Source organism: Burkholderia reimsis (assembly GCF_003294055.1).
Taxonomy (GTDB): domain Bacteria; phylum Pseudomonadota; class Gammaproteobacteria; order Burkholderiales; family Burkholderiaceae; genus Burkholderia; species Burkholderia cepacia.
Window position 1 is genome coordinate 92,749 of sequence record NZ_QMFZ01000034.1, and the last position, 7,296, is coordinate 100,044.

Here is a 7,296-nt window from a genome sequence, read left to right on the forward strand (position 1 = left end):
TTTCGTGCGGGGCTTTTTTCATTCAGGGCTGCTCGGCACGCCGCGCCCGCGCCGCGTCGCTGCCGAACCACCGGTCGAAACGCCGCGTGTAGTTCAGGTCGACGCCCTGGAACGTGCCGCCGTACGCGGACACGGACCAGAAGCGCGTCAGGTTGATCGTCGCCTTGAACGCGTTGCTCGCCGATTGCAGCCCCTGCTCGAAGCCGAGCACGAACCGCTCGTTGATCGCCTTCGACACCAGCACGACCTGCGGATCGGTGAGGCCCACTTCGCTGCGGCCGACCGAGACCTCGTCGAGACCGAAGGTCTGCGCGACGCGCTTGCCGGTCACGCTGCCGAGCAGCCCGAGCGCCGCCGTCATCGTGCCCTGCTGGCCGACGTTGTTGCCCTGGTCGGTGCCGTGCCCGAACAGCAGCCACGACAGCTTTTCGTTGTCCGTGACGTTCGGTTCCGACACCAGCTTGACCGTCAGCGACTGGATCGTGCCCGTGACCTGCACGCCGGCCTCGACTTCCTGGTTGCGCCGCATCGCGAGGATGTTGACGCCCGGGTTCGACACGGGGCCGTTGAACGTGAAGAAGCCGTTCTCGATCGCGAGCTTGCGTCCGAACGACGTGTACGTCGACCCTTCGGTCACGCGCACGTTGCCGACCGCGCGCAGCGGCACGCCCGGCGCGCTCATCACGGTGATCGTGCCGCGCAGCCCGAGATCCGCGCCGTGCCCCTTGAAGCGGAAGTTGTTGCCGAGGCCGATGTCGATGTTCGCGCGCGGCGCGAGCGACGGCGCCGGCTTGTCCGCGGCCGGCTTCGGCTTGGCGACGGCGGTGCCGGTCGGCGTCTCGCCGCGCACCGTGCCGTCGGGTTGCACGATCACCACGTCGTCCGACAGGTGCGGCGCGGACTCCTCGGGCAGGTCGAACAGCGCGCGATCGACGACGAACTTGCCGTCGATCGACAGCGCGCCGCGCGGCCCGTCGTTCGCGACCGTCGCCTTGCCCGACAGCGACAGCTTCCGGTCCGGTGCCGCGAACAGCTCGAGCTTGTCCGCGACGATGCTCGCGGTCAGGTCGGGCGCCTCGCCGTCGAGACGCACGCGGCCAAGTGCGCGCAGCGTGCCGTCGCCGCCGTGGAACTCGACCTGCTGGAATTCGACGAGGTTTTCCGACAGCTTGATGCGCACGATGCCGTCCTTCAGCTGCACGCCCTGGTCGACGAGCGTCGCGGACAGGTCGTCGCCCGTCAGCGTCCCCGACAGGTTCGGCTTCACCGGCGTGCCCGCGACGGTCAGCTTCAGCGCCGCGCGCCCGCCGAGCAGGTAGCTCGGCCCGAACAGGTTGCCGGTCGTCTTCAGCGCCGGGACGTCGACGTCGATGCGGCCCGACAGCGGGCCGTCGTCAACCACGCCGAACATGCCGTCGCGCAGCGCGAACGGCACGGTGACGTTCGCATCGAGCGTGCCGATCCGGTTCGCCTTCGCGAGCGCCGTCACGTTGAGCCGGTTGCCAGGCGTGAAGTTCGCGCGTGCGGACAGGTCAGTCAGCCCCAGCGACGCGATGCCGCGCCCGCTCTCGATCGTCACGTCGCCGCCGCGCCGCTTCACCTGCACATGGCCGGTCGAGTTCGCGCCGAGCGAGAAATCCCAGTCGGCGTCGAGCACGACGTCGGTTCGCACCGGCGGCCGCTGGCCCGTCAGCTCCTGGCGGACCTCGAGGAAACGCGCGACCGACACGCCGCTCACGGAGCCCGCCGAGCGCATCTGGCCGTGATCGAACACGAACGACTTCAGGTCGATCGCCGCGCCCTCGAGCGTGAGCCGCGTCGCGCCGAGCGTCACGCGGCCGGCACCGGCCGATACGGTCAGCGGCGCCTGCAGCGCGACGGCCGGCGTGCCGCGGTTCGCGAGCCGCGTCACGGTACCGTCCCAGCGCATCCCGTCGCGGCTCTCGACCACGCCGCCGTTCGCCGCGAGCGTCATGTCGATCACGCGGCCGCCGGCCGTCCCGAGCGCCGACGCGTCGAGCGTGTGCTTCGCGCGCGTGCCGTCGAGGTTCGCGCGCAGCGATTTCAGCGTCAGCGAGCCGAGCGCGAGGTCGGTCGCGTCGGCCGTGAACACGAGGGCGCCGTGCACGCCGTCGCGGATGTCCGCGCGGCCCTGCGCGGCACCGATCCGGTTCGAGCCGACGACGACGTGCTCGGCCTTGTAGGTGGCCGTCACGTTCGGGTGCGCGAAGCTGCCGGTCAGGTCGCCCTGCGCCTGCACGAGCCCTTCCACGCCGAAGCCGAGCCGGTCGAGCTGCGGCGCGTCGACGACGAAGCGCAGCCGGTCGCCGGGTGCCCCGAAGCTGCCGCGCAGGTCGACATGATTGCCCGCGATCGACAGGTTCGCGTTGCTCGGCAGGATCCGCGAGCCGGCGAGCTGCACGACGCCGGCGCCGGTCAGCGGCACGCCGTCGTACAGGCTGTCGCCGAGCTTGAAGGTCGCCTTCGTCGACACCTGCGGCGCGAACGCGCCCGACGCCGTCAGCGTGCCCGACACGCGCGTCTCGCCGCGCCTGGGCGGCGCCTTGGCCGCCTTGGCGGGCGCCTTGCCGCCGCCGGCCTTCGGCGCGCTCTGCGCGGCGAGCAGCAGCGGATCGAACGCCGTCAGCGTCGCCTTCGCGTCGTAGCTCGAATGCGCATCGTGGCGGAACACGCCCGTCAGGTCGATGCGGCCCTTGCCCGCCGTCACGCGCGCGTCGGTCAGCACGGTCTGCTGCGACGTCAGCGCAACCTTCGCGCGTGCGCCGAGCGCGAGCTTAGGATCGTTCAGGTTGAAGTCGACGGTCGTCACGTCGCCCGCGAGCGTCACGCCGAGCGGGCCGCCCAGGCGCATCGGCCGCAGCTCGGCGACGAAGGCGTTCAGGTCGAGGTTCGCGACCTTCAGGTCGAAGCGGCCCTTGCCGCCCGTCAGCGTGCCGTTGCCCGTCACGCTGCCGTCGCGGATCAGCTTCAGCGCAAGCGCGTCGATCCGCTGCGCGTGCGCGTCGAGATGCACGTTCGCGTGCGCGTCGATCACCGGCAACAGGTGGTCGCCGAGCGTGCCGGGCTTCGCGTTGACGATCGACACCGGGCCCGTCACCGCGAACCCCTTTGCGGGCGCCGAGCCGGCCGGCGCGGTCACGGGTGCGAGTTCCGCGCGCACCGCGAGATCGGCGGCCGGCGCGCCGGGCGCGAGCGCTTGCGGGTTCACGTGATCGAACGCGAGCGACGCGCGCGTGAGCGGCACCGCGCCGAACGGCGCGGCCTCGACGTGCGCGCGCCCGTTCAGCTTCATCCCGCTCGCGTCGACTTCCGCGACGAGCGCCTCGAGCGAGCCCGACACGCGAGCGCGCGCATCGACCGGCTCGTCGGACAGCTTGCCCGCGTAAGTGGCCTCCCCCGTCAGCGCAAACGGCTTCACGCCATCGAGTTTCGCGCGCGCGGTCAGCGCGCCGTACGGCGTATCGACGCCGTCGAGCACGAGTTCATGGTGACGACCGTCGCTGCGGCCGTTCAGCGCGAGATGGTCGAGCTGCGTCGTCGAGCCGCCGTCGTGGATCGCCAGGCGATCGACGCGCAGGTCGTCGATCCGCAACTGCAGCGGCAGGCTCAGGTCCTGCGGCGTCGTACTCGGCGTCGACGGCCCCGGCGGAATCCGCACGTCGATCGTGCCGGCGCGAAGATACGCGATGGACAGACGCCACGGCGCGCGGGTCAATGCCCAGCGGCCGTCGAGCCGGTCGATGCGGATTTCGGTACCGGTGCCGTCGGGGCTCGTCCACGCGAACCCGCGCAACCGCACGCCGGTCGCGAGCGAGCCGCCGTCGAGCGTGCCCGCGAGCCGCGCGCCGAGCACGCGCTCCGCCGCCTGCCACGCGAGCCGCGTACCGTGCTCGGTCGTCACCGCGGCCAGCACGAGCCCGACGGCCAGCACGACGAGCAGCACGACCGTCGCGAGCGTCCATGCGACGAACCGCCCGATGCGCGCGACGGCCCCGCGGCGCGGCGCGCGCGGCGGCGCGGCGGGCGCGCCGTCGGGCGTGTCCGGATCGCCAGGCGGCGGCGTGTCGTTCGTATCGTTCGGGTCCTTCGTCATGCGGTTCGTCGATGAAGCGGTACGTTCAGAAAGCGATGCCGAGCGTCAGGTACGGGCGCACGCTGTGGTTGCGCAACCCATACGCGACGTCGACGTTGATCGGGCCGACGGGGCTGCGCCAGCGCGCACCGACGCCGACACCCGGGTAGAACACGCGTTCGCCCCACGCATCGGTGGCCGTGCCGATGTCGAAGAACGTCGCGGCGCCCCAGTCGCGGTTGAACCAGTGCTGGTATTCGGCGGTGCCCGTCATCAGGTACTTGGTCGGCAGGACGGAACCGTCGACGCTGTTGCCGATGCTCTGGTAACCGTAGCCGCGCACCGAGTTCGAGCCGCCCGCGCGGAACAGCAGCGACGCCGGCACACCGGTCGAGCTGCCGCCCGTGAACACGCCGCCGAGCTCCGCGCGGAACACGAACAGGTCGCGTTTGCCGACCGGCAGGTACTGCTGGCCACGCGCGTAGCCGCGGATGAAGGTCTGGTCGGTCAGCACGCCCTTGACCGCGAAGCCGGCCTCCGCATGGATCAGGTTGCCCGAACGCGGGAACAGCGGATCGTCGACGTTGCGGCGCGTCCATGCCCATTGCGGCACGAGCGCGCGGCTCGTGGTCGGCCCCGCGCCGTTCTGGTCGAGCCGGTCCTGGTAGTACATCAGCGAATACGAATAGTCGATGAACTGGCCCGTGCGCGTGCGCTGCACGCCGACCCGCGCGCTGTAGATGCGCGTATCCGACACGTTCGTGTTCGTGTACGACGCGAGCACGCTGTTGGTCCACCCCTTCTCGCCCGGCGGCATCGACAGCTGGACCTGCCCGTATTGCTGGATCTGGTCGAGCCGGCCCGACACGGTCAGCGGCCACGCGGCGCCGAACGTGTCGAGATACGTGTAGGAGCCCTGCACATGCGGCCCGGTGTCGGTCGCGAAACCGACGCCGCCGCGGATGTTGTTGTACGGGAACTCGCTGACCTTCACGTGCACGGGCGTGCGCTCGGGCTTCGCCGTATCGTCGCCGACGTCGATCGCGACGCTCGCGTAGTACGGCGTGTTCTGCAACTGCCGCTGCAGTTCGGTGATCCGCTGCACGTCGTAGATCTCGCCTTCCGACAGCGGATTGACGTTCGTGACGATCTTCTCCGGATAGCGCCGCACACCGTCGACGTCGACCTTGCCGATCGTGAACGTCGGACCGCTGTCGAACGTGACCGCGAGCGTCGCGCGCTGCGTGCGCGGGTCGATGCGCGCCTCCGACGACGCGATCTTCGCGCCGAGATAACGGCGCGACTGCAATTGCCTGAGCGCCGCGCCCTTCGCGCCGTCCCAGTCGGACTGCGTGAACGGGTCGCCCGGCTTCAGCGAAAACGCGAAACGGGTCGCGGCTTCCTGCTTCGGGTCCTCGGTGTCGACGGGCCCGTTGAAGGTCAGGTCGACGCTCGACACGACGGTCTGCTTGCCCGGATCGACCGCGATGCGCACGTCGCGCTTGCCGTCGCGCGTGCGCACGTCGGTGCGCACGACCGGCGAGAAATACCCGGCCGTCGCGGTCAGGTCGCGCACCTGCTGCGGGGTGGCCGTCACGAGGAAGTCGAACTGGTCGTCGCTGATGTCGTCGCGCTTCGCGAAGCGCGCGATGTCGAGGTGCGTCTTGAGCAGCTTGCGAACCGAGCGCGGCGCGTCGATGTCGACGTCGTACTTCGCGTGGGCCGGCAGCGCGAAGCATGCGGCCAGGCAACCCGCGAGGGTCGCCCGCGCGGCACGGGCCGCGGCGCCGGCGCGATTGCGTTCCACGCGCGGGCCCGCGTCATGTGCCGGATGTGCTTGCTGGTTCGACTGCCCCGCCAAATATGACCTCGCCCTCGGTTGTCACGGTTTTGTGGAAACCCTGTATTTGACCACAGCGTGCCGGCGTCAAAGCTTAATGTTTGTAAACCGCCGCGCGAGCGCCCGTGGCCGCTGCGTCATGCCCGGCGGCGCGCTTGCGGCCGCCGGCTGCGCGCCAGCCCGCGGATTCGACGCGCGATTGCCGCCGGCCGTTCCCGCGATGCGGTAAAATCCCGCCATCGTGAATCCGGCGCATCGTGCGCCGCCCGAAACGGAAAATCCAGCCATGCCGTACCAGTCCGATGTCACGCAGTTCCTGAACCAGCTCAAGCAACAGAAGCCGACGCTCGAGGAAGAGCAGCGCAAGGGCCGTTCCCTGCTGTGGGACAAGCAGCCGATCGACCTCGAAGAGCGCGCCGAGCAGCAGGAATCGCGCGTGAAGCAAACGTCGTACGTCTACTACCAGAACTTCTGACGACGTGAGCGCCGCCGACGAGGCCAGCGCCGCCCGCCAGGACGACGCGATCGCCGCGCCCGCGGGCGCCGATTCGACGCCCGACACGGTCGACGGTGTCGCGGCGTTCGCTCGCCTGTACGGCGAGCCGCTGTTCAAGCTGCCGCAGGATCTCTACATCCCGCCCGATGCGCTCGAGGTGTTCCTCGAGACCTTCGAAGGCCCGCTCGACCTGCTGCTCTACCTGATCCGCAAGCAGAACTTCAACGTGCTCGACATCCCGATGGCGCAGGTCACCGCGCAATATCTGGGCTACGTCGACCAGATCCGCACGTCGAACCTCGAGCTCGCGGCCGAGTACCTGCTGATGGCCGCGATGCTGATCGAGATCAAGTCGCGGATGCTGCTGCCGGTCAAGAAGGCCGACACCGGCGAGGAAGCCGAGGATCCGCGCGCCGAACTCGTGCGCCGCCTGCTCGAATACGAGCAGATGAAGCTCGCCGCGCAGCGGCTCGACCAGTTGCCGCAGCTCGGCCGCGACTTCCTGCGCGCCGAGGTCTACATCGAGCAGAGCGTCACGCCGCGCTTCCCCGACGTGAATTCGGACGACCTGCGCGCCGCATGGGCCGACGTGCTCAAGCGCGCGAAGCTCGTCCAGCACCACAAGATCTCCCGCGAGGAGCTGTCGGTGCGGGAGCACATGAGCCTGATCCTGCGCCGGCTGCAGAACGCGCGCTTCATGGAATTCGCCGAGCTGTTCGACACGTCGCGCGGCGTGCCGGTCGTCGTCGTGAATTTCATCGCGATGCTCGAACTCGCGCGCGAATCGCTCCTCGAGATCACGCAGGCCGAGCCGTTCGCGCCGATCTACGTGCGTCTCGCGTACCTGCCCGCGTAACCGGCCAGGCG

General features: G+C 70.0%; 4 protein-coding genes. 2 read left to right on the plus strand and 2 right to left on the minus strand.

Annotation, left to right across the window (positions count from 1 at the left end):
- Window positions 1–22: 22 nt before the first annotated feature.
- Together DPV79_RS31295 and DPV79_RS31300 are read right to left on the minus strand one after the other, a co-directional pair.
- The gene (locus DPV79_RS31295; RefSeq protein WP_113047272.1) at window positions 23–4,114 is read right to left on the minus strand and encodes a translocation/assembly module TamB domain-containing protein; all 4,092 of its coding nucleotides are present in this window, start codon (window positions 4,112–4,114) and stop codon (window positions 23–25) included.
- A gap of 25 nt (window positions 4,115–4,139) precedes the next feature.
- Window positions 4,140–5,954, minus strand: coding sequence for an autotransporter assembly complex protein TamA (locus tag DPV79_RS31300; protein WP_113047273.1), 1,815 nt, complete (start codon window positions 5,952–5,954; stop codon window positions 4,140–4,142).
- A gap of 265 nt (window positions 5,955–6,219) precedes the next feature.
- Here DPV79_RS31300 and DPV79_RS31305 point away from each other — a divergent pair, with 265 nt between their 5' ends.
- Both DPV79_RS31305 and DPV79_RS31310 read left to right on the plus strand, forming a co-directional pair.
- Window positions 6,220–6,408 (plus strand): DUF3460 family protein, encoded by a 189-nt coding sequence (locus DPV79_RS31305; protein WP_006478107.1) that lies wholly within the window; start codon window positions 6,220–6,222, stop codon window positions 6,406–6,408.
- Between the two features lie 4 nt (window positions 6,409–6,412).
- Window positions 6,413–7,285, plus strand: coding sequence for a segregation and condensation protein A (locus tag DPV79_RS31310; RefSeq protein ID WP_021164248.1), 873 nt, complete (start codon window positions 6,413–6,415; stop codon window positions 7,283–7,285).
- Window positions 7,286–7,296: the final 11 nt, after the last annotated feature.

What these genes read in the sequence shown, in the direction of transcription:
- DPV79_RS31295 (WP_113047272.1), bottom strand. Translation starts at nt 4,114, where the DNA reads ATGACGAAGGACCCGAACGATACGAACGACACGCCGCCGCCTGGCGAT.
- DPV79_RS31305 (WP_006478107.1), top strand. Translation starts at nt 6,220, where the DNA reads ATGCCGTACCAGTCCGATGTCACGCAGTTCCTGAACCAGCTCAAGCAA.